The sequence below is a fragment of the Burkholderia pyrrocinia genome, from assembly GCF_003330765.1.
Taxonomy (GTDB): Bacteria; Pseudomonadota; Gammaproteobacteria; order Burkholderiales; family Burkholderiaceae; genus Burkholderia; species Burkholderia pyrrocinia_B.
This window is the reverse complement of record NZ_CP024902.1, coordinates 3,287,653-3,308,115: the sequence shown is the minus strand read 5'-3', so window position 1 is coordinate 3,308,115 and position 20,463 is coordinate 3,287,653. Positions and strand designations below refer to the sequence as shown.

Here is a 20,463-nt window from a genome sequence, read left to right as displayed (position 1 = left end):
CGACGGGCCTTTGTTTTTACGACTTCATCCCCATCTGTCATAGCCATGAGCCAAGCCGAATTCGAACCGATCGTCTACCTCAGCGTCTCGTCGCAGGAGGAGTGGGTGCCGCTGTCGGAAGCCCGTGTCCCGGTGCTCGACCGCGGGTTCATCTTCGGCGACGGCGTGTATGAAGTCGTCCCCGTTTATGCGCACGACGGCGCGCATGTGCCGTTCCGGATCGAGCAGCATCTGGAACGGCTCGCGCGCAGCCTGAAGAAGATCGGCATCGACAACCCGCACGACGCGGCCGGCTGGCGCGCGCTGATCGAGCGCGTCGTCGAGTCGAATGCCGAAGGCCTCGGCGACGGCAACGCGCTCGTCTACCTGCAGGTGACGCGCGGTGTCGCGAAGCGCGGCCACGCGTTCCCGGCGAATACGGTGCCGACGGTGTTCGCGATGACGAGCCCGCTGCGCCTGCCGCCGGAAGAAGAGCGCGCGAACGGCGTGCGCTGCGTGACGGCCGAGGATCGCCGCTGGCTGCATTGCGACATCAAGTCGATCTCGCTGCTCGGCAACGTGCTGATGGCGCAGCATGCGGCCGAACGCGACGCGTTCGAGACGCTGCAGTTGCGCGACGGCTACCTGACCGAAGGCTCGTCGTCGAACGTGTGGATCGTGAAGAACGGCGAGTTGATCGCGCCGCCGCGCAGCAACAAGATCCTCGAAGGGATCCGCTACGCGCTGGTCGAGCAGCTGGCCGACGAATGCGGGATCCCGTTCGTCGCACGCGAGATCAGCGAAGTGGAGTTGCGCTCGGCCGACGAAATCATGATCACGTCGGCCACGAAGGAAGTGCTGCCCGTCACGTCGCTCGACGATCTGCCCGTGCAGGGCGGCAAGCCGGGCCCCGTGTTCGCGGCGCTGTACGACGCGTACCAGCGTGCGAAGGCACGCGAGTTTGAACAGTTTGACCTAACCCGGAGAAAATGATGAGCGAACCGACCAAAACCGTCGAGGTCACCGGCGCGATCGAGACCCGGAAGGAGTCGCTGCTGGAGTTTCCGTGCGATTTCCCGATCAAGATCATGGGCAAGGCGCACCCCGAGTTCAGGGACACGATCTTCAAGGTCGTCGCCGTCCACGACAACGAGATCGACGTCGAGAAGATCGAGGAGCGGGCGTCGAGCGGCGGCAATTACACGGGCCTCACGATTACCGTGCGCGCGACGAGCCAGGAGCAGCTCGACAACATCTACCGTGCACTGACCGGCCATCCGATGGTCAAGGTCGTACTCTAAGCGCCTTCCATCCTCCTTCCTGCGCGCATTCGGCGGGGGTCTTCCCCGCCGCGCGCCGCGCGTCCAGTTCGTCGCACAGCAGCCTGTATTCGGCGACTTCCTGAAGCAGCCAGGTCCTGAACGCCTGCACGCGCGGCGTGTTCAACAGCGGCGGCGGACACACGAAAAAATAGTGCCACGGGCTTGGCCCGTCGATGTCGAACAGGCGCACGATGCGCCCGTCCAGCAGGTCGTGCACCGCGAGCGAACGCCGCACGAGCGCGATGCCCTGGCCGTCGATCGCGGCCAGCAGCAGGTTCGACGAATCCTGGTACAGAATCCCCCGTTTCGGCTCGGTCAGCGTATCGAGCCCGGCCGCATCGAACCACGGCCGCCACAGCTCGTCGTCCGAGCGCAGCAGGTTGTAGTGCGCGAGATCGGCGGGTGTCTGCGGCAGCTTGCCGCCGTTCAGCGTCGGCGCGCATGCCGGAAAGAACACCTCCTCGAACAGCGGCTCGACATGCAGCCCCGGATAGGTGCCGAAGCCGAAGCGGATCGCGAGATCGACGTCGTCGCGCGCGAAATCGGTGAGCGAGTTGGTCGACTGCAGTTCGACGTCGATTTCCGGATGCCGCTCGATGAACGTGCCGATGCGCGGCGTGATGAAGCGCGCGGCGAACGACGACAGCATCGACACCACGAGGCGCCGGTCGCGATCGCTCGCACGCACGTCGCGCGTCGCGTCGGCGATCACCATCAGCGCGGTGCGAACCTGCTGCGCGTAGCGCATGCCGGCGTCGGTCAGGCACAGCCGCTTGCCGTTGCGCGTGAAAAGCTGCACGCCGAGCTCTTCCTCGAGCGCGCGCACCTGATGGCTGACCGCGCCGTGCGTGACGTACAGCTCGTCGGCGGCGCGCGAGAAATTCTCGTGACGGGCGGCGGCTTCGAACGCGCGAATCGCGTTCAGCGCAGGCAGCTGGCGGAGGTCCATTTGCTAATTTTCCTCACATCGACGTGAAAATTGGTCGTTTGGTCGGACGCCTTGAAGTGACTACGATTGTAGCCATCGAAGCATTTATTGGCGGAGTCGATCATGCAAGAAATTTCTTCAAGCATCACGTTCGAAATCCCCGCGGGCGAAACCGTGCCGATGAAGGTGCAACGCAGCACGCGGCTGATTGTCCAGTGCGGGCCGGTCTGGGCGACGCGCAGCAACGACGTCGACGACTACTTCCTGGTCGATGGCGAGACCCTCAAGCTGCGCCGCGGCGAGCGGCTGTGGCTCAGCGCGGAAGGCCGGGAAGGCGCGTGCGTCGCGTTCTCGGTGTCGCGGCCGACCCGCGAAGTCGCGCTCGGCGGGCTGGCCCGGCTGCGCGAACGCGTGACTGCGCTGCTCCATGACGGATGGCGCACCGTCTGACCATCATTTCCTCCGACGGATACCGACAATCCGTCCCCTTTCCAGAGCCGGCGAGACCCATGGGTTTTCGGTAAACTACCGCCCATGTCCGTCTCGCCGGTTTCCATCGTGTCCACGCCTGTCGCCGTTTCCGCTTTGCCCGCCGAATCACCGGTTCAGCCGGTCGCCGTGCGCTGGCGGGGCGTCGAGGCCTACGAGACGAGCTTCGACGCGATGCGTGCGTTCACCGACACGCGCGCGGCCGATACCGGCGACGAGATCTGGGTGGTCGAGCATCCGCCCGTCTACACGCTCGGCCAGGCGGGCAACCCGGCCCACCTGCTGGTGGCCGACAGCGGCGTGCCGCTCGTGAAGGTCGACCGCGGCGGACAAATCACTTACCACGGCCCCGGCCAGATCGTCGTCTACCTGCTGCTGGACCTGCGCCGGCGCAAGCTGATGGTGCGCACGCTCGTGACGAAGATCGAGGAGGCCGTGATCGAAACCCTCGCGGCGTATAATCTCGCTTCGGTCCGCAAGGCGGGCGCGCCCGGGATCTACGTGGCATCCGGCGTGCACGAAGGCGCGAAAATCGCGGCCCTCGGCCTGAAGATCCGCAACGGCTGCAGCTATCACGGGCTGAGCCTGAACGTGAAGATGGATCTGCGCCCGTTTCTTGCGATCAACCCGTGCGGCTATGCCGGACTGGAAACTGTCGACATGGCGAGCCTCGAGGTTGCCGCCGACTGGAACGACGTCGCCCACACGCTGGTGCGCCGTCTGATCGCCAACCTCGACGGCGCATCCGCGGCCGCCGACAAGCCGCAGGCACTGGAACAATCGAATGACTGACGTTACCGCTTCTCCCGCACCGGCCGATTCGGCTGCCACCCCTGCCTACGATCCGACCGCCAAACAGAAAGCGCAGGCGAAGACGGCGCGCATCCCGATCAAGGTCATTCCGATCGAGAAGCTGAAGAAGCCCGAGTGGATCCGCGTGAAGGCGGCTACCGGCAGCTCGCGCTTCAACGAGATCAAGACGATCCTGCGCGAGCACAACCTGCACACCGTGTGCGAGGAAGCGAGCTGCCCGAACATCGGCGAATGCTTCGGCAAGGGCACCGCGACGTTCATGATCATGGGCGACAAGTGCACGCGCCGCTGCCCGTTCTGCGACGTCGGCCACGGCCGTCCCGATCCGCTCGACGCCGATGAACCGAAGAACCTCGCGCGCACGATCGGCGCGCTGAAGCTCAAGTACGTGGTGATCACGAGCGTCGACCGCGACGACCTGCGCGACGGCGGTGCGGCCCACTTCGTCGAGTGCATCCGCGAAGTGCGCGAGCAGTCGCCGGAAACGCGCATCGAGATCCTGACGCCGGATTTCCGCGGTCGTCTCGATCGCGCGATCTCGATCCTGAACGCCGCACCGCCCGACGTGATGAACCACAACCTCGAAACGGTGCCGCGCCTGTACAAGGAAGCGCGCCCGGGTTCGGACTACGCGCACTCGCTGAAGCTCCTGAAGGACTTCAAGGCGCTGCATCCGGACGTCGCGACGAAGTCGGGCCTGATGGTCGGCCTCGGCGAGACGGAAGAGGAAATCCTGCAGGTGATGCGCGACCTGCGCGCGCACGACGTCGACATGCTGACGATCGGGCAGTACCTGCAGCCGTCCGAGCACCACCTGCCGGTGCGTGCGTACGTGCATCCGGATACCTTCAAGATGTACGAGGAAGAGGCGTACAAGATGGGCTTCACGCACGCGGCCGTCGGTGCGATGGTGCGTTCGAGCTATCACGCCGATCTGCAGGCGCATGGGGCCGGGGTGGTCTGAGCGTCCGCGTTGCCTGTCGGCACACACGACGCAGTCGATAAAGCCCGCAGCGATGCGGGCTTTTTCATTGGCGCAAGCCCCGGGCGCGGCCCGCGCCCCGGCGCGACAATCGCCACCTGACCGGACGCGCGATCCAATCCAGCACGAAAAGCAAAGCTGAAACGGCATCGATAGCTTCGCAGGATAAGTTCGCTCCCGCCGCGCGCAAAGCTCCTATAGTCGGCTCTCCCGCAGCACCGCCCGTATTCCGAAGGAGAGCCGCATGTCCCGTTTCAGCTTCATCCGCCGCGCCGTCGTCGCGCTGACCGCCTTTGCCGCGTTCGGCGCGGCGCACGCCGAATCGCGCGAAGTCGTGATCGCGTACCAGGACATGGTCGTGCCGTGGCGTTACGCGCAGGCGAGCGGTGAAGTCGAGAAGGCGACCGGCTACAAGGTCAGGTTCCGCAAGCTCGACAGCGGCGCGGACGTGATCCGCGCGCTCGCGTCGGGTTCGGTGCAGCTCGGCGAAGCCGGTTCGAGCCCGATCGCGGCCGGCCTGTCGCAGGGCCTCGACATCTCGCTGTTCTGGGTGCTCGACAACATCAACGACGCGGAGGCGCTCGTCGCGCGCAACGGTTCGGGCGTGACCAGCATCGCGGGGCTGAAGGGCAAGAAGATCGGCGTGCCGTTCGTGTCGACGTCGCATTTCCATACGCTCGTCGCGCTGCAGGCCGCGGGCGTCAATCCGAACGACGTGAAGATCGTCAACCTGCGTCCGCCCGAAGTCGCGGCTGCGTGGGCACGCGGCGACATCGACGCGACCTATATCTGGGATCCGGTGCTCGCCAAGGTCAAGCAGTCGGGCACCGTGCTGACGACGTCGGGCCGGGTTGCGAAAGAAAGTGGCAAGGCAACCTTCGACGGCTTCGTCGTGAGCCGCAAGTTCGCGCGCGAGAATCCCGAGTTCGTCGCGGGCTTCGTGAAGGTGCTCGCGGCCGCCGATGCCGACTACCGCGCGCATGCGGCGGCCTGGAAGGTTGGCTCGCCGCAGGTCGCGGCGGTGGCGAAGGTGTCGGGCGCGAACGCGCAGGACGTGCCGGCCAGCCTCGCGCTCTACGCATTCCCGACGCCGGCCGAGCAGGCGTCGCCGACGTGGCTCGGCGGCGGTGCGCAATCGGGCGCCGCGAAGTCGCTCGCGGCCACGGCCACGTTCCTCAAATCGCAAGGCACGATCCAGACGGTGCTTGCCGACTACTCGGTCGGCGTCGATCCGCAGTTCGTGCAGAAAGCCGCGCGTTGAGCGCGGCTCGCATCGCGGAGCATCGATCATGAGCACGCTGGAAGTCCGTCAGGTATCGGTCGCCTATCCGGGCGAGCGTGGGCGGCCGACGACGCAGGCGCTCGCCCGCGTCGACCTGCGCATCGACGCCGGTGAATTCGTCGTCGCGCTCGGTGCGTCCGGGTGCGGAAAGACGACGCTGCTGAACTGCATGGCCGGCTTCGTCGCGCCGACGACCGGCGACGTGCGCGTCGACGGCGTGACGGTCACGGGCCCCGGCGCCGATCGCGGCGTCGTGTTCCAGAAATACGCGCTGCTGCCGTGGCTCGATGTGCTCGACAACGTCGCGCTCGGGCTGCGCTTTGCCCGCGTGCCGAAGGCCGAACGCGCAGCGCGTGCGCGCGAGATGCTCGCGTTGGTCGGGCTCGACGGCCTTGCGCATGCGCGCGTGTACGAACTGTCGGGCGGGATGCAGCAGCGTGTCGGCATCGCGCGTGCGCTCGCGAGCGACCCGCGCGTGCTGCTGATGGACGAGCCGATGGGCGCGCTCGACGCGATGACGCGCGGCACGATGCAGGCGCTCGTGCTCGACGTATGGGCGCGCACCGGCAAGACGGTGTTCTTCATCACGCACGACGTCGAGGAGGCGCTGTTCCTCGCGACGCGTCTCGTCGTGATGACGCCGGGCCCCGGCCGGATCGCGGACACCTTCGAACTGCCGTTCGCGCGCCGCTACGTCGAATCGCGCGATGCGCGCGCGGTGAAGTCGTCGCCGGATTTCATCGCGTGGCGCGAGCGGCTGATCGCGTACCTGCATCGCGATGAAGCGATCGGGGAGGCCGCGTGACGCGCGAACTGGCGCGGCAGGGCGCGTCCGTCGGGCGCGGTCGAATCAGCACTTTGCACAGGCAGGACAGCATGAGCACGCAGGATTCGTGGGCGGCCGATCGCGCGGCCGCGGGTTTCGAGCAGGACGATCGCACGACGCGGCGTCAGGCGGCGCGCCCCGTGCGCGCATCGTATCCATCGCACCGTTACCGGTTGCCGGGGCAGGGGAAGACGGCGGGGCTGAGCGCGGCGACGGTCGCGGCGCTAGTCGTGCTGTGGTGGGTCGCGACCCACCGGCAGTGGTTGCCGCCGCTGTTCCTGCCTGCGCCGGAAGCCGTGTGGGCGGCCTTCGTCGACGCGTGGCACGGCCGCATCCAGGGCGGCCTGCCGCTGTCCGAGCACCTGCTGTGGAGTGCCGCGCGCGTGTTCGGCGCGTTCCTGCTCGCGACCGCGATCGGCGTGCCGGCCGGCATCCTGATGGGCGTGAGCCACGTCGCGCGCGGCGTGCTCGATCCGCTGCTGGAGTTCTACCGGCCGCTGCCGCCGCTCGCGTACCTGCCGCTCGTCGTGATCTGGTTCGGTATCGACGAAACGGCGAAGCTCGTCGTGATCTTCCTCGCGTGCTTCGCGCCGATCGCGATGGCCGCGCGCGCCGGCGTGCGCGCGGCGACGGTCGAGCAGATCAACGCCGCGTATTCGCTCGGCGGCAGCTTCGCGCAGATCGTGCGGCACGTCGTGCTGCCGGCGGCGATGCCGGAGATTCTCACGGGGCTGCGGATCGCGATCGGCTTCGGCTGGACGACGCTCGTCGCGGCCGAGATGGTCGCCGCGACGGCCGGGCTCGGGCAGATGGTGCTCAACGCATCGAGCTTCCTGCGCACCGACATCGTTGTGATGGGGATCCTGATCATCGGCGCGATCGCGTGGCTGTTCGATCTTGCGATGCGCTGGGTCGAGCGGCGGGTGGTGCCGTGGAAGGGGCGGGGCTAACGCCGCGCGGCACCGGCTCGCCCGTCAATCCCCCATCGCCACCCCTTCGCGCCGCGGGTCCGCACCGCCGAACCAAACCGTCTGCCCCTGCACGTTCAGCCGCTGGATCCCCTGCAGCCCCGAGTTCATCTCGACGACCTGCACGTCGTGCCCGCGGCCCTTCAGCCCGTCGGCCAGCGCGTCCGACACGCGGCCGCGCTCGAGCTGCGTCGGCCCGTTCATCGACCCGAAGTTCGGCAGCGCGATCGCCTGCTGCATCGTCATGCCCCAGTCGAGCACGCCGACCAGCGTCTTCGCGACGTGATTGATGATCGCGGGTCCGCCCGCCGAGCCGACGATCATCGTCACCTGCTGCGTCTTCTTGTCGAACACGAGCTCCGGCGACATCGCCGAGCGCGGCCGCTTGCCGGGCTGTACGCGGTTCGCGACCGGCCGGCCGTTGTCGTTCGACACGAACGAGAAATCGGTGAGCTGGTTGTTCAGCATGAAGCCGCGCACCATCAGCCGCGAGCCGAACGCATCCTCGATGCTGGTCGTCATCGACAGTGCCTGCCCGTAGCGGTCGACGATCGCGATGTCGGACGTCGACGGCAATTCGGGGCTGCGGTCGTCGGCCAGCGCGAGCGTCGCGCCCTGCGGCGTGCCGGCCTGCGCGACGCCCATGGTGTTGTCGCCGATCAGGCGCGCGCGCTGCGCGAGATAGGTCTTGTCGGTGAGGCTCGCCCAGTTGCCGCCCGGCAGCGGCACGAAATCGGGATCGGCGACATAACGCGCGCGGTCCGCATACGCGAGGCGTCCGGCCTCGCTGAACAGGTGCGCGGCGAACGGCGTCGGCTCGTAGCCGATGTCGTTGCGCACCGGCTTCTGCGCGCCGATCTGCTGCCAGTCGGGCATCGCTTCGAGGATGCCGAGCATCTGCGCGATCGCGAGGCCGCCCGACGACGGCGGCGGCATCCCGCAGACGACCGAGCGCCGGTAGTCGGCGCATAGCGGCGCGCGCACCTTCGCCTTGTAGCGCGCGAGATCCTGGAGCGACAGCAGGCCCGGGTTGGTCGGGTGCTTGCGCACCTTCGTGACGATGTCGCGCGCGATCGCGCCGCTGTAGAACGCGTTCGCGCCGCGGTCGGCGACCTGGCGCAGCACGGTCGCGAGCGCAGGGTTCTTCAGCACCGTGCCGGCCGCCTTCGGCGTGCCGTCCGGGTTGTAGAAGTACGCGCGCGCGGCCGGGTCGTTCCTCAGATACTTGTCGTTCGCGATCAGCATCGCGAGCCGCGGGCTGATCGTGAAGCCGTGCTCGGCAAGCCGGATCGCGGGCTGGAACAGCCGGCGCCACGGCAGCTTGCCGTGCGCGCGGTGCGCGGCGTCGAGCATGCGCAGCACGCCCGGCGTGCCGACCGAACGCCCGCCGACCACGCCTTCGTAGAAGCCCATCGGCTGGCCGGTCGGCCCGTAGAACAGCCGGTCGGTCGCGGCGGCCGGCGCGGTTTCGCGGCCGTCGTATGCCTGTGTCGCCTTGCCGTCGAAGTACAGCATGAACGCGCCGCCGCCGATCCCCGACGATTGCGGCTCGACGAGCGCGAGCACCATCTGCGTCGCGATCGCGGCGTCGATCGCGGTGCCGCCGGCCTTCAGCATCTCGTAGCCGGCCTGCGTCGCGAGCGGGTTCGCGGCCGCGATCATGAAGTGCTGCGAGGTCCAGCCCGGCTTGTCGGTCCAGCCGGACGACTGCTCGGGCGCGTGGACGCCGGGCAGCGGGACGGCGGCGCCCGATGCGGCGACGACAGGGACGACGGCACCCGACGGCGTGGACGGGGACGAGCAGCCGGCGTTGAACGCGACGAGTGCGACGGCGGCGAGCAGCGTCCAGGGACGCGAATGCGGACGAATCCGGTCGAACATTGAACCCTCGGCAGCAGTGAATTCGAAGGAGGCGGCGGTTGTGCCGCGACAGGGGCTGTCTGTACAGGCGGCGAGCGGCAGGTCGGCTGCGGCCCCGACGTCGCGGCGTACGCGCGGCCGGCCGGCGACGCGTGCGTGCTGTCGGGGCGCCGCCGCGCCGCGCCCGCCCCGGCGCGCTATTGTCGCCGCGTGGCCGGCGGATTGTCATCCGACAGGAAACCCTGACGCATCCCGCCGGGCCCGCCCCGGCCGGTCTTTCCGGCCTGTTCGAGGATGAACTCTATGAACGTCGAGGTCGCGCGCGTGTGGTGCCGGTTCGGCATGTAGAGCATGTACATGTGCGTGCCGAAGATGCTGAGCCGGTACGCGTCGAGCGACGTGACGACGGCACCGCCCCGGATGTCGTCCTGCATCACGTAGTCGGGCACGATGCCGACGCCGATCCCCGCGAGGATCGCCTGCCGCAGGAACAGGAAGTTCTCCGAAATCAGCGTGGGCTCGAGCAGTACCTCGTGGCGCTCGTCGCCGAGATACGCGGCGATCTTGAGCTGCCGGCCCATCACCGTCGCGGTGACGACCGGCGCGGCCGCGAGCGCGCCGAGGCTCGCGGGCATCCCGTATGCGGCCGCGAACGCGGGCGACGCACACGCGATGTAGCGCACCGCGCCCATGTCGCGCGCGACGAGGTTCTGCGGCGGCTCGGACATCACGCGGATCGCGATGTCGACTTCGTCGCGCATCAGGTCTTCCACGCGGTTCTCGAACACGACGTCGAGCACGATGCCCGGATGCCGCCGCTTGAACGCGAGCAGCCATTCGGACATCACCATCTGGCCGTAGCCGCTCGGCACCGACAGCCGCACGCGGCCCTGCAGGTCCTGGCCGAGCGTCGTCACCGATTCCTGCGCGGCGAGGAGTTCGTTGCGGATGCGCCGGCCGTGCTCGTACAGCTTCAGCCCGATCTCGGTCGGCTCGATGCGCCGCGTCGTGCGCCGCACGAGCTGCTGGCCGATCGAGCGCTCGAACTGGTTCAGCCGGTAGCTGACGTTCGCGCGGCTCATCTTGAGCCGCTGCGCGGCCTTGCTGAGATTGCCGGCGTCGAGGATCTCGACGAGCAGCGTCAGCGCGTTCAGGTCCATGCGTTCGCTCCTGATCAGTCCCGTTTAACGGTCGGAAAGCATTCAATGTCAAGTCGGACTTGACAGCTTGTAAAGGCGTGCGGGAATTGTCAATGAATCTGGATCAATCGAGAATCAGGTCATGTCTGGAGCACGCGACCGCCGTGGGGTTGGCGCAGGCGCTGAAGCGCCAACGCCAACCCGCCACGCCATGGGACCCGACCAAGCGCTAAAGCGCCAAGTCGGGTCGACAGGAGAAACCATGAATTCACCCGCATCCCCCGCTACACCCCAAGCCGGCCCGGTTACGCGCGAGCGGCGCGACAAGGTGCTCGTCGTCACGATCGACCACCCGCCCGTCAACGCACTGTCGGCCGACGTGCGGCGCGGCCTTGCCGACGCGCTCGACGCCGCGCAGGCCGACGACGCGATCCGCGCGGTGCTGATCGTCGGCGCCGGCCGCAACTTCATCGCGGGCGCCGACATCCGCGAATTCGGCAAGCCGCCCGTGCCGCCGTCGCTGCCCGACGTGTGCGAGCGGATCGAATCGAGCGCGAAGCCGGTCGTGGTCGCGCTGCACGGCGCGACGCTCGGCGGCGGTCTCGAAGTCGCGCTGGCCGCGCATTACCGGCTCGCGGTGCCCGGCGCGAAGCTCGGGCTGCCCGAAGTCACGCTCGGCCTGCTGCCCGGCGCGGGCGGCACGCAGCGCGCACCGCGCCTGATCGGCGCGAAGGCCGCGCTCGACCTGATGCTGACGGGCCGTCATGCAAGTGCGGACGAAGCGCTCGTGCTCGGCCTCGTCGACCGCGTCGCGCACAGCGACGACACGCTCGCCGAAGGCCTCGCGTATGCGCAGGAACTCGTGTCGCTCGGCGCACCCGTGCGCCGCACGCGCGATGCGCAGGGGCTCGCCGATCGCGCGGCCGCGCAGGCCGCGATCGACGCGGCTCGTGCCGAGCTGCCGAAGAAATCGCGCGGGCTGTTCTCGCCGGCGAAGATCGTCGACGCGGTCGAGGCCGCGCTCACGCAGTCGTTCGACGCGGGGATGAAGTTCGAACGCAGCCTGTTCCTGCAGTGCATCGACAGCCCGCAGCGCGCAGGCCTCGTGCATGCGTTCTTCGCGGAGCGCGAAGCGGCGAAGGCGCCCGAGGCGCGGCGTGCGAGCGCGCGGCCGGTCGAGCGGATCGGCGTGGTCGGCGGCGGCACGATGGGCGCGGGCATCGCGGTCGCGGCGCTCGATGCCGGGCTGCCGGTGACGATGATCGAACGCGACGAAGCGTCGCTCGCGCGCGGCCGCGCGCATGTCGAGAAGGTATACGACGGCCTCGTCGCGAAAGGGCGGATGACGCCGGCCGCGCATGCGGCGCGGCTCGCGCGCTTCAAGGGCAGCACGTCGTACGACGCGCTCGCGCAGGCCGACGTCGTGATCGAGGCCGTGTTCGAGGATATGGCCGTGAAGCAGGCCGTGTTCGCCGAGCTCGCGCGCGTCTGCAAGCCAGGCGCGGTGCTCGCGACCAACACGTCGTATCTCGACATCGACGAACTGGCCGCGAGCATCGACCGGCCGGCCGACGTGATCGGCCTGCATTTCTTCTCGCCGGCCAACGTGATGAAACTGCTCGAGATCGTCGTGCCGGCGCACGTGAGCGCGGACGTGGTCGCGACCGCATTCGCGCTGGCCCGGCAGCTGAAGAAGACGCCGGTGCGCGCGGGCGTGTGCGACGGCTTCATCGGCAACCGGATCCTCGCCGTCTATCGCACGGCGGCCGACTACCTGATGGAGGACGGCGCGTCGCCGTACCAGATCGATCGCGCGGTGCGTGAATTCGGCTTCCCGATGGGGCCGTTCCAGGTCGTCGACCTCGCGGGCGGCGACATCGGCTGGGCGACCCGCAAGCGCCGCGCGGCGACGCGCGACCCGCGCGCGCGCTACGTGGAGATTTCCGACCGGCTGTGCGAGCGCGGCTGGTTCGGGCAGAAGACCGCGCGCGGCTACTACCTGTATCCGGACGGCGCGCGCGTCGGCACGCCGGACCCGGAAGTCGACGCGATCGTGGCCGAAGAGCGCGCGAAGAAGGGCGTCACGCCGCGCACGTTCACCGACGACGAAATCCTGCGCCGCTACCTCGCCGCGATGATCAATGAAGGCGCGAACGTCGTGCACGAGAAGATCGCGCTGCGGCCGCTCGATGTCGACGCGGTGTTCCTGTACGGCTATGGCTTCCCGCGCTATCGCGGCGGCCCGATGCACTACGCGGACACGGTCGGCCTCGCGAACGTGCTCGCCGATATTCGCGCGTTCGCGAAGGAGGATCCGCTGTTCTGGAAGCCTTCGCCGCTCCTCGTCGAACTCGTCGCGCGCGGCGCGGATTTCGCGAGCCTGAACCGCATCGACTGAACGCCAACCGCATTCGCAACGGACCGACGATGGACCTCAATTTCACTCCCGAAGAGGAAGCGTTCCGCACGGAAGTGCAGCGCTTCCTGCAAGCCGAACTTCCCGCGCGCATCGCGCGCAAGGTGAAGGGCGGCCTGCACCTCACGCGCGACAACATGCGCGAGTGGCACGCGATCCTCAACGCGCGCGGCTGGCTCGCGAGCCACTGGCCGCGCGAATACGGCGGCCCCGGCTGGAGCGTCGCGCAGAAGTTCCTGTTCGACAACGAATGCGCGCTCGCGGGTGCGCCGCGCATCGTGCCGTTCGGTGTGAACATGCTCGCCCCGGTGCTGATCAAGTACGGCAACGAAGCGCAACAGCGCCACTGGCTGCCGCGCATTCTCGACGGCACCGACTGGTGGTGCCAGGGCTACTCGGAGCCGGGTGCCGGTTCCGATCTCGCGGCGGTGAAGACGAGCGCGGTGCGCGGGATCGACGCGCAGGGCGAGCACTACATCGTGAACGGCCAGAAGACGTGGACCACGCTCGGCCACTACGCGAACATGATCTTCTGCCTCGTGCGCACCGCGACCGACGTGCGCAAGCAGGAAGGCATCAGCTTCCTGCTGATCGACATGAATACACCGGGCGTCGACGTGCGCCCGATCATCACGCTCGACGGCGAGCACGAGGTGAACGAGGTGTTCTTCACCGACGTGCGCGTGCCGGCGGAAAACCTCGTCGGCGAAGAGAACCGCGGCTGGACCTACGCGAAATTCCTGCTCACCTACGAGCGCACCAACATCGCGGGGATCGGTTTCTCGACGGCCGCGCTCGACCGGCTGCGCGCGGTCGCCGCGAAGGTCATGAAGAACGGCAGGCCGCTCGCGGACGATCCGTTCTTCGCGGCGCGCGTCGCGCGGGTCGAGATCGAGCTCGAGAACATGCGCACCACCAACTTGCGCGTGCTGGCCGCGGTCGCGGGCGGCGGCGCGCCGGGCGCGGAAAGCTCGATGCTGAAGATCCGCGGCACGCAGATCCGCCAGGAGATCACGTCGCTGATGCGGCGCGCGATGGGGCCGTACGCGCAGCCGTTCGTCGACGACGCGCTCGATGCGGACTACGACGGCGAACCGGTCGGCCCCGACGAAGCAGCGAGCGCCGCGCAGCAGTACTTCAACAACCGGAAGCTGTCGATCTTCGGCGGCTCGAACGAGATCCAGAAGAACATCATCGCGAAGATGATGCTCGGGCTGTAACGAGGGAACGCGACGATGGATTTCCAGCACACAGAAGACCGCCGGATGCTGGCGGACACGTTGAACCGCTTCATCGCCGAACAGTACGCGTTCCCGGTGCGCGATCGCATCGCGCAGTCGGTCGAGGGCTTCGATCGCGCGATGTGGCAGCGCTTTGCCGAACTCGGCACGGTCGGCGCGCTGTTTCCCGAAACCGACGGCGGCTTCGGCGGCGCGGGTTTCGACATCGCCGTGGTGTTCGAATGCCTCGGGCGCGGGCTCGTCGTCGAGCCGTTCCTCGGCGCGCTGCTGGCCGGCCGCGCGTTGTCGCTCGCGGGCGGCGATGCACATCGCGACAAGCTCGCCGCGCTGATCGACGGCAGCGCGAGCGCCGCGTTCGCGCACGACGAGCCGGGCTCGCACTACGAACTGACGACCGTGCGCACGCGCGCCGAACGCGCGGGCGACGGCTGGGTGCTGACGGGCGCGAAGGGCGTCGTCGATCAGGCCGCGCAGGCGGCGTTCTTCGTCGTCAGTGCGCGGGTGTCGGGTCACGACGACGATGCGGCCGGCATCGGCCTGTTCGTCGTGCCGGCCGACGCGCCGGGCGTGTCGCTGCGCGACTACCTGAAGATCGACGGCGGCCGTGCGGCCGAGGTGCGCTTCGATCGCGTTGCGCTGCCGGCCGATGCAGCGCTCGGTAAGCCGGGCGGCGAGCGTGGCGATCAAGACGACGAAGCGGGCGCGGCGCTGCTCGAACGCGTGCTCGGCTACGGGCTGCTCGCGCTGTCGGCGGAAGCGCTCGGCGCGATGGACGTCGCGAAGGAGCACACGCTCGAATACCTGCGCACGCGCAAGCAGTTCGGCTTGCCGATCGGCAGCTTCCAGGCGCTGCAGCACCTGATGGCCGACCTGCTGCTCGAAGTCGAGCAGGCGCGCTCGGCCGTGATCAACGCAGCCGCGCAGCTCGATGCGCCGCGCGCGGTGCGCGATTGCGCGCTTGCGGCGGCCAAATACAGCATCGGACGGATCGGCACGCTCGTCGCCGAGGAGAGCATCCAGTTGCACGGCGGGATCGGGATGACGTGGGAGCTGCCGCTGTCGCACTACGCGAAGCGCCTCGTGATGATCGATCACCAGCTCGGTGACGAGGATCACCATCTCGCGCGCTACATCGCGCTGTCGAAACAGTAAAAGCGAAAATCGCGAATGGAGGAGACAAGGATGACGAACGAACCGCGTGCGTTGCCGCTGGCCGGCGTGAAGGTGCTCGATTTCTCGCGCGTGCTCGCGGGCCCGTGGTGCGCGATGGTGCTCGCCGATTTCGGTGCGGAAGTGATCAAGGTCGAGCATCCGGCGCGCGGCGACGACACGCGCGACTGGGGGCTGCGGATCGGCGATACCGAGACCACGTATTTCAACAGCGTGAACCGCAGCAAGCGGTCGATCTGCGTCGACCTGCAGACGGAAGCGGGGCAGCGCGTCGCGCGCGAGCTGGCCGCGCAGGCCGACGTGCTGATCCACAACTTCAAGTTCGGCGGCGCGGAAAAGCTCGGCCTCGGCTACGACGCGCTGGCCGAACTGAATCCACGCCTCGTGCACTGCGCGATCTCCGGCTACGACCGTTCCGGTGCCGAGGCCGCGCGGCCCGGCTACGACCTCGTCGTGCAGGGCGAGGCCGGGCTGATGGCGCTGAACGGCGAGGCCGGCCAGCCGCCGCTGAAGTTCGGCGTCGCGGCGGTCGACCTGTTCACCGGCATGTATTCGGCGCAGGCGATCCTCGCCGCGCTGTACGAGCGCCACGCGACGGGGCGCGGGCGGCGCATCGAGATGGCGCTGTTCGACTGCGGGCTGATGATCACCGCGTACTACGGGCTCGACGCGCTGCTGATGGGGGAGGACCCGCCGCGCTACGGCAATGCGCATCCGTCGATCGTGCCGTACGGCGTGTTCGACGCGGCCGACGGCCCGCTCGTGATCACGGTCGGCAACAACACGCAGTTCGCGCGCTTTTGCGACGCGATCGGGCGGCCCGACCTCGCGGCCGACGCGCGATACAAGACCAACCTCGGCCGCTCGGAAAACCGTGCCGACCTGCTGCCCGAGATTCGCCGCGAACTCGCGCGTCGTTCGCGCGCGACGCTGCTCACGGCGCTCGCCGACGCGGGCATTCCGTGCGGCGAAGTGCTCGGGCTGCACGAAGCGCTGACATCGGAGCGCGCGACCAGCGCGGGGCTCGTCACGCGGCAGCCGCATCCGGTCGCGGGCGGCGTCGACGTGCTCGCGCCGCCGTACCGTTTCGACGGCGCGCGGCTGCCGGTGCGCGGTGCGCCGCCGGTGCTGGGCGCGGATACGGATGCGGTGCTCGGCGGCTGGCTCGGGATGTCGGCCGACGAGGTGGCGCGGCTGCGCGCGGATCGTGTGGTCTGAACCGCTGCACGCGTCATCACGCATATCGCATTGAAACCGCTGCGGCGCGGGCGGAGCAGGGCGCGCCGATCGATGGATCACACAACAATCCTCGCGAGACGAGGCCCATTGACATGGGACTGGAGACAATATGGAGCTTTCCGTCGTCGAATCGGTCACGGCACGCCGCGACTACCAGCAACTCGTGCGCGCGCGGCGCCGCTTCAGCTTCACGCTGACGGCGCTGATGATCGCCACTTACTACGGCTTCATCCTGCTCGTCGCGCTCGCACCGCACGTGCTCGCGGCGCCGCTGTACCGCGGCGCGACCACGTCGGTCGGGATCGCCGCAGGCGTCGCGATCATCCTGGTCGCGATCGGCCTGACCGCGTGCTACGTGCTGCGCGCGAACCGCGTGTTCGACCGCACGGTCGCCACGATCCTCGGGCGCTCATCATGACGGGGGCCGCGATGCATCGTTTCTCGATCGCGCTCGGCGCGCTTTGCGCCGTCGTTTCCTCCGCCGCGCATGCGGTATCCGTCGCCGGCCCGATGCCCGACAAGGTCGAGCTGAACCCGGTCGCGATCGGGATGTTCTTCGCGTTCGTGTTCGCGACGCTCGCGCTCACGCGCTGGGCCGCGCGCCGCACGCGTTCGACGCGCGACTTCTACACGGCCGGCGGCGGCATCACCGGGCTGCAGAACGGGCTCGCGATCGCGGGCGACTACATGTCGGCTGCGTCGTTCCTCGGGTTGTCAGGCATGGTGTTCATGTTCGGCTTCGACGGGCTCATCTACTCGATCGGCTTTCTCGTCGGCTGGCCGTTCGTGATGTTCCTGATCGCCGAACCGCTGCGCAACCTCGGCAAGTTCACGTTCGTTGACGTCGTCGCGTACCGCTTCGCGCAGCGGCCGATCCGGCTGCTGACGTCCGCGAATTCGCTGACGATCGTGGTGCTGTACCTCGTCGTGCAGATGGTCGGCGCGGGCAAGCTGATCCAGCTTTTGTTCGGGCTGTCGTACGGCACGGCCGAGCTGATCGTCGGCGTGCTGATGGTCGTCTACGTGTTTTTCGGCGGGATGACCGCGACCACCTGGGTGCAGATGATCAAGGCCGTGCTGCTGTTGTGCGGCGCGACGCTGCTCGTGCTGCTCGCGCTCGGCGAATTCGGCTTCAGCATCGACGAGATGTTCCGCCGCGCGGTGGCCGTGCACCCGGGCGCGCTCGGCATCATGGGGCCCGGCAAGCTGATCCGCGATCCGGCCAACGCGCTGTCGCTCGGCATCGCGCTGATGTTCGGCACGGCCGGCTTTCCGCACATCCTGATGCGCTTCTTCACGGTGCCGAACGCAAAGGAGGCGCGCAAGTCGGTGCTCTACGCGACCGGCTTCATCGGCTACTTCTACCTGCTGACCTTCGTGATCGGCTTCTCGGCGATCGTGCTGCTCGCGCAGCATCCGGAATTCTTCCGGCTCGGCGCGAACGGCACGTTCAACCTGACGCACGACCTGCTCGGCGGCTCGAACATGGTCGCGGTGAAGCTGGCGCAGGCGGTCGGCGGGAACTGGTTCTACGGGTTCATCGCGGCCGTCACGTTCGCGACGATCCTCGCGGTGGTCGCGGGCCTGACGCTCGCCGGCGCGACGACGATCTCGCACGACCTGTACGCGCAGATGTGGGCGCGCGGCAAGCCCGACGAGCGCCTCGAGATGCGCATCTCGCGCGCGGCGACGATCGCGCTGTCGGCCGTCGCGATCGGGCTGTCGATCCTGTTCGAGCACGTGAACGTCGCGTTCATGGTCGGCCTCGTCGCGGCGGTGGCCGCGAGCGCGAATTTCCCGGTGCTCGCGATGTCGATCTTCTGGCGCGGGATGACGACGCGCGGCGCGGTGCTCGGCGGCGGCCTCGGCCTCGCGTCGGCGGTGGTGCTCACGGTGCTGTCGAAGTCGGTGTGGGTCGACGTGCTGCACCACGCGCACGCGCCGGTGTTCCTCGACAACCCCGCGCTCGTGTCGGTGCCGCTCGCGTTCATCGGGATCGTCGTCGGCTCGCTCGCGGATCGCGGCGAGCGCGCGCGGCGCGAGCGCGATGCGTTCGCGCAGCAGGAGTTCTATGCGCAGACGGGCGTGCTGGCCGGCCGGGCCGTGCAGCACTGATTCGTCCGACCAATGCATGCATCCGTCCGGATCGCCGGACGGATATTTTCCGGAAATCCGGAATCCCGGATTTTCTTGCCTGCCGCATTATGATAAATACAATGAAAACAACGGCTTGAGGGGTTCCGGAAACCTGGCATCGACCTTGCGATATAAAACGCACGGCCGTCCCCCCGGCCCGACTATTAAACCAGCGTTGCATGGGACCCGAGTAAGCGCTGAAGCGCTAACTCGGGTCGACAGGAGACAATCGATGACCACTGCCTTCCTCCCCCTCCGGATGTCCTGAGGCATCGCTTGTTGCGGCACGGCAGCCGCGCGGGCGATTTGTTTTCCCCTGACATTCGTCCGCGCGCGTGACGCCGATTCCACCGGCTCATCTACTTCAGCAGGAATCATCGTGAAGAAAAAACCCTTCTACAAAGTGCTCTATGCGCAGGTGATCTTCGCCATCATCGTCGGCGTGATCCTCGGCCACTACTACCCGGCGCTCGCCACCGACATGAAGCCGCTCGGCGACGGGTTCATCAAGCTGATCAAGATGGTGATCGGTCCGATCATCTTCTGTACGGTCGTCACCGGCATCGCCGGCATGGAGGACATGAAGAAGGTCGGCCGCGTCGGCGGCAAGGCGCTGCTGTACTTCGAGATCGTGTCGACCTTCGCGCTGCTGCTCGGCCTCGCGGCCACGCACATCCTGCGTCCGGGCGTCGGCTTCAACATCGATCCGGCGACGCTCGACGGCAAGGCCGTCGCGTCGTACGCGGCGAAGGCGCACGGGCAGTCGACGGTCGACTTCCTGATGCACATCATCCCGAACACGATGGTCGATGCGTTCGCGCAGGGCGAGATCCTGCAGATCCTGCTGATCGCGCTGCTGTTCGGCAGCGTGCTCGCGCACCTCGGCGAGCGCGGCAAGGTCGTCACCGACTTCATCGACGGCCTCACGCGCGTGCTGTTCGGCATCGTGCACATCGTCACGAAGCTGGCGCCGATCGGCGCGTTCGGCGCGATGGCGTTCACGATCGGCAAGTACGGCGTCGGCTCGCTGGTGCCGCTGCTCAAGCTGATCGGCACGTTCTACCTGACGTCGGTCGTGTTCGTGCTCGTCGTGCTCGGCACCATCGCGCGCTTCACGGGCTTCTCGATCATCCGCTTCGTGTCCTACATCAAGGAAGAGCTGCTGATCGTGCTCGGTACGAGCTCGTCGGAAGCCGCGCTGCCGCAGCTGATGGAAAAGCTCGAGAAGGCCGGCTGCTCGCGCTCGGTCGTCGGCCTCGTGGTGCCGACCGGCTATTCGTTCAACCTCGACGGCACCAACATCTACATGACGATGGCCGTGCTGTTCATCGCGCAGGCGACCAACATCGAACTGACGTGGATGCAGCAGCTCACGCTGCTCGCGGTCGCGATGCTGACGTCGAAGGGTGCGAGCGGCGTCACGGGCGCGGGCTTCATCACGCTGGCCGCAACGCTGGCCGTCGTGCCGACGATTCCGCTGTCGGGCATGGTGCTGATCCTCGGCATCGACCGCTTCATGAGCGAATGTCGCGCGCTGACCAACATCGTCGGCAACGGCGTCGCGACGGTCGTCGTGTCCGCATGGGAGAAGGAGCTCGATCGCACGAAGCTGAGCCAGGCGCTGAAGGGCGGCGGCGAGGTCGCGACGGCCGAGAAGGCCGGCGCCTGACGTC

The 20,463-nt window shown here is 68.0% G+C and carries 18 protein-coding genes; 15 read left to right on the top strand and 3 right to left on the bottom strand.

Going from position 1 to position 20,463, the window contains the following annotated elements; translation table 11 throughout:
• The first annotated feature begins 45 nt into the window (after nucleotides 1-45).
• Both CUJ89_RS16020 and CUJ89_RS16015 read left to right on the top strand, forming a co-directional pair.
• Nucleotides 46-972 (top strand): D-amino acid aminotransferase, encoded by a 927-nt coding sequence (locus tag CUJ89_RS16020; RefSeq protein ID WP_114178175.1) that lies wholly within the window; start codon nucleotides 46-48, stop codon nucleotides 970-972.
• Nucleotides 972-1,280: a YbeD family protein gene (locus tag CUJ89_RS16015; protein ID WP_048247125.1), complete on the top strand. Its 309-nt coding sequence runs from the start codon at nucleotides 972-974 to the stop codon at nucleotides 1,278-1,280. Before CUJ89_RS16020 ends, CUJ89_RS16015 begins: the two co-directional genes overlap by 1 nt.
• Here CUJ89_RS16015 and CUJ89_RS16010 read toward each other — a convergent pair.
• Nucleotides 1,264-2,250, bottom strand: a complete 987-nt coding sequence (locus tag CUJ89_RS16010; protein ID WP_114178174.1) for a transcriptional regulator GcvA — start codon at nucleotides 2,248-2,250, stop codon at nucleotides 1,264-1,266. The genes CUJ89_RS16015 and CUJ89_RS16010 overlap by 17 nt on opposite strands.
• A gap of 102 nt (nucleotides 2,251-2,352) precedes the next feature.
• On the opposite strand from CUJ89_RS16010, the gene CUJ89_RS16005 reads away from it, so the two are divergent.
• The 6 genes from CUJ89_RS16005 to CUJ89_RS15980 all read left to right on the top strand — a co-directional run bounded on the left by CUJ89_RS16005 (nucleotide 2,353) and on the right by CUJ89_RS15980 (nucleotide 7,571).
• Nucleotides 2,353-2,679: a DUF2917 domain-containing protein gene (locus tag CUJ89_RS16005; RefSeq protein WP_114178640.1), complete on the top strand. Its 327-nt coding sequence runs from the start codon at nucleotides 2,353-2,355 to the stop codon at nucleotides 2,677-2,679.
• Between the two features lie 84 nt (nucleotides 2,680-2,763).
• Nucleotides 2,764-3,510, top strand: a complete 747-nt coding sequence (gene lipB / locus CUJ89_RS16000) for a lipoyl(octanoyl) transferase LipB (protein WP_114178173.1) — start codon at nucleotides 2,764-2,766, stop codon at nucleotides 3,508-3,510.
• On the top strand, nucleotides 3,503-4,495 hold the full coding sequence (gene lipA, locus CUJ89_RS15995; protein WP_114178172.1) for a lipoyl synthase: 993 nt from the start codon (nucleotides 3,503-3,505) through the stop codon (nucleotides 4,493-4,495). Before lipB ends, lipA begins: the two co-directional genes overlap by 8 nt.
• Before the next feature lie 262 nt (nucleotides 4,496-4,757).
• Nucleotides 4,758-5,774, top strand: a complete 1,017-nt coding sequence (tauA, locus tag CUJ89_RS15990; protein WP_114178171.1) for a taurine ABC transporter substrate-binding protein — start codon at nucleotides 4,758-4,760, stop codon at nucleotides 5,772-5,774.
• A 28-nt stretch (nucleotides 5,775-5,802) separates the two neighbouring features.
• On the top strand, nucleotides 5,803-6,600 hold the full coding sequence (locus CUJ89_RS15985; RefSeq protein ID WP_114178170.1) for a taurine ABC transporter ATP-binding protein: 798 nt from the start codon (nucleotides 5,803-5,805) through the stop codon (nucleotides 6,598-6,600).
• The gene (locus CUJ89_RS15980; RefSeq protein WP_114178169.1) at nucleotides 6,597-7,571 is read left to right on the top strand and encodes an ABC transporter permease subunit; all 975 of its coding nucleotides are present in this window, start codon (nucleotides 6,597-6,599) and stop codon (nucleotides 7,569-7,571) included. Before CUJ89_RS15985 ends, CUJ89_RS15980 begins: the two co-directional genes overlap by 4 nt.
• 24 nt (nucleotides 7,572-7,595) lie before the next feature.
• Here the strand turns inward: CUJ89_RS15980 and ggt are convergent, their stop codons facing one another.
• Together ggt and CUJ89_RS15970 are read right to left on the bottom strand one after the other, a co-directional pair.
• A complete protein-coding gene (gene ggt, locus CUJ89_RS15975; RefSeq protein ID WP_114178168.1) occupies nucleotides 7,596-9,470 on the bottom strand; it encodes a gamma-glutamyltransferase in 1,875 nt (624 codons plus the stop codon).
• A gap of 176 nt (nucleotides 9,471-9,646) precedes the next feature.
• Complete coding sequence (locus tag CUJ89_RS15970) at nucleotides 9,647-10,609, bottom strand: LysR family transcriptional regulator (protein ID WP_114178167.1); 963 nt, start codon at nucleotides 10,607-10,609, stop codon at nucleotides 9,647-9,649.
• Nucleotides 10,610-10,850: 241 nt separating this feature from the next.
• On the opposite strand from CUJ89_RS15970, the gene CUJ89_RS15965 reads away from it, so the two are divergent.
• The 7 genes from CUJ89_RS15965 to CUJ89_RS15935 all read left to right on the top strand — a co-directional run bounded on the left by CUJ89_RS15965 (nucleotide 10,851) and on the right by CUJ89_RS15935 (nucleotide 20,459).
• Nucleotides 10,851-12,986, top strand: a complete 2,136-nt coding sequence (locus CUJ89_RS15965; protein ID WP_114178166.1) for a 3-hydroxyacyl-CoA dehydrogenase NAD-binding domain-containing protein — start codon at nucleotides 10,851-10,853, stop codon at nucleotides 12,984-12,986.
• Between the two features lie 29 nt (nucleotides 12,987-13,015).
• Entirely contained in the window at nucleotides 13,016-14,224 is a 1,209-nt protein-coding gene (locus CUJ89_RS15960; RefSeq protein ID WP_114178165.1) for an acyl-CoA dehydrogenase family protein, read from the top strand.
• 15 nt (nucleotides 14,225-14,239) lie between these two features.
• The gene (locus CUJ89_RS15955; protein ID WP_114178164.1) at nucleotides 14,240-15,397 is read left to right on the top strand and encodes an acyl-CoA dehydrogenase family protein; all 1,158 of its coding nucleotides are present in this window, start codon (nucleotides 14,240-14,242) and stop codon (nucleotides 15,395-15,397) included.
• 30 nt (nucleotides 15,398-15,427) lie between these two features.
• Nucleotides 15,428-16,633, top strand: coding sequence for a CaiB/BaiF CoA transferase family protein (locus CUJ89_RS15950; RefSeq protein ID WP_114178163.1), 1,206 nt, complete (start codon nucleotides 15,428-15,430; stop codon nucleotides 16,631-16,633).
• Nucleotides 16,634-16,763: 130 nt separating this feature from the next.
• Entirely contained in the window at nucleotides 16,764-17,072 is a 309-nt protein-coding gene (locus CUJ89_RS15945; RefSeq protein WP_114178162.1) for a DUF485 domain-containing protein, read from the top strand.
• A gap of 11 nt (nucleotides 17,073-17,083) precedes the next feature.
• On the top strand, nucleotides 17,084-18,769 hold the full coding sequence (locus tag CUJ89_RS15940; protein ID WP_114178639.1) for a cation acetate symporter: 1,686 nt from the start codon (nucleotides 17,084-17,086) through the stop codon (nucleotides 18,767-18,769).
• Between the two features lie 400 nt (nucleotides 18,770-19,169).
• Nucleotides 19,170-20,459 carry a dicarboxylate/amino acid:cation symporter gene (locus CUJ89_RS15935; RefSeq protein WP_114178161.1) on the top strand — a complete coding sequence of 430 codons (1,290 nt, stop codon included), beginning with the start codon at nucleotides 19,170-19,172 and terminating at the stop codon, nucleotides 20,457-20,459.
• Nucleotides 20,460-20,463: the final 4 nt, after the last annotated feature.

What these genes read in the sequence shown, in the direction of transcription:
- CUJ89_RS16015 (WP_048247125.1), top strand. Translation starts at nt 972, where the DNA reads ATGAGCGAACCGACCAAAACCGTCGAGGTCACCGGCGCGATCGAGACC.
- CUJ89_RS16020 (WP_114178175.1), top strand. Translation starts at nt 46, where the DNA reads ATGAGCCAAGCCGAATTCGAACCGATCGTCTACCTCAGCGTCTCGTCG.
- CUJ89_RS15955 (WP_114178164.1), top strand. Translation starts at nt 14,240, where the DNA reads ATGGATTTCCAGCACACAGAAGACCGCCGGATGCTGGCGGACACGTTG.
- CUJ89_RS15970 (WP_114178167.1), bottom strand. Translation starts at nt 10,609, where the DNA reads ATGGACCTGAACGCGCTGACGCTGCTCGTCGAGATCCTCGACGCCGGC.
- CUJ89_RS16005 (WP_114178640.1), top strand. Translation starts at nt 2,353, where the DNA reads ATGCAAGAAATTTCTTCAAGCATCACGTTCGAAATCCCCGCGGGCGAA.
- CUJ89_RS16010 (WP_114178174.1), bottom strand. Translation starts at nt 2,250, where the DNA reads ATGGACCTCCGCCAGCTGCCTGCGCTGAACGCGATTCGCGCGTTCGAA.
- CUJ89_RS15945 (WP_114178162.1), top strand. Translation starts at nt 16,764, where the DNA reads ATGGAGCTTTCCGTCGTCGAATCGGTCACGGCACGCCGCGACTACCAG.
- CUJ89_RS15985 (WP_114178170.1), top strand. Translation starts at nt 5,803, where the DNA reads ATGAGCACGCTGGAAGTCCGTCAGGTATCGGTCGCCTATCCGGGCGAG.
- CUJ89_RS15965 (WP_114178166.1), top strand. Translation starts at nt 10,851, where the DNA reads ATGAATTCACCCGCATCCCCCGCTACACCCCAAGCCGGCCCGGTTACG.
- lipB (WP_114178173.1), top strand. Translation starts at nt 2,764, where the DNA reads ATGTCCGTCTCGCCGGTTTCCATCGTGTCCACGCCTGTCGCCGTTTCC.
- CUJ89_RS15950 (WP_114178163.1), top strand. Translation starts at nt 15,428, where the DNA reads ATGACGAACGAACCGCGTGCGTTGCCGCTGGCCGGCGTGAAGGTGCTC.
- CUJ89_RS15940 (WP_114178639.1), top strand. Translation starts at nt 17,084, where the DNA reads ATGCATCGTTTCTCGATCGCGCTCGGCGCGCTTTGCGCCGTCGTTTCC.
- lipA (WP_114178172.1), top strand. Translation starts at nt 3,503, where the DNA reads ATGACTGACGTTACCGCTTCTCCCGCACCGGCCGATTCGGCTGCCACC.
- ggt (WP_114178168.1), bottom strand. Translation starts at nt 9,470, where the DNA reads ATGTTCGACCGGATTCGTCCGCATTCGCGTCCCTGGACGCTGCTCGCC.
- CUJ89_RS15960 (WP_114178165.1), top strand. Translation starts at nt 13,016, where the DNA reads ATGGACCTCAATTTCACTCCCGAAGAGGAAGCGTTCCGCACGGAAGTG.
- tauA (WP_114178171.1), top strand. Translation starts at nt 4,758, where the DNA reads ATGTCCCGTTTCAGCTTCATCCGCCGCGCCGTCGTCGCGCTGACCGCC.